This is a genomic window from Mesorhizobium sp. M7A.F.Ca.US.002.01.1.1, assembly GCF_004022955.1.
Taxonomy (GTDB): Bacteria; Pseudomonadota; Alphaproteobacteria; order Rhizobiales; family Rhizobiaceae; genus Mesorhizobium; species Mesorhizobium ciceri.
In genome coordinates this window covers 1-458 of record NZ_RZQE01001054.1, presented here as the reverse complement: position 1 = coordinate 458, position 458 = coordinate 1, and the positions used below count along the sequence as shown (strand labels likewise).

1 protein-coding gene is annotated in these 458 nt (G+C 64.0%); it reads right to left on the bottom strand.

Going from position 1 to position 458, the window contains the following annotated elements:
• Positions 1-147: 147 nt before the first annotated feature.
• Positions 148-458: transcription termination/antitermination NusG family protein (locus tag EN932_RS37660; RefSeq protein ID WP_164890922.1), on the bottom strand; the 311-nt coding region annotated here is incomplete at its 5' end.

Genomic DNA, 458 nt, shown 5'->3' with positions numbered 1-458 from the left:
CCTTTGTCTATGCCGGTCATGCCGGCGGTTGCAGTCTGGTGGTGCGATCCATGCGGCCGGCTAAAGCCGCATTCGTCTCCCACCGTTCTCAGGCCGCGCTTCCGCGCCGCCTCCCCTGATCGCCAAACCGGCTTCAGGGATTTCGGATCAGCCCTTTTCGACCTGCCCGAATTCCAGATCGACAGGCACGGCGCGCCCGAAGATCGAAACTTCCACCTTGAGCCGCGCCCGCTCCTCGTCCACTTCCTGGACGAAACCGTTGAACGACGCGAAGGGACCATCCGAAACGCGGATCGCTTCGCCGATCTCGAACGTGACCGAGGGCTTGGGCCGCTCGACGCCTTCCTGGACCTGGTTCAGGATGCGCTGCGCTTCCGCCTCGGTGATCGGCACCGGCTTGGAGTCACCCAGGAAGCCGGTGACCTTCGGCGTGTTCTTGACCAGCGAGAACACGGCGT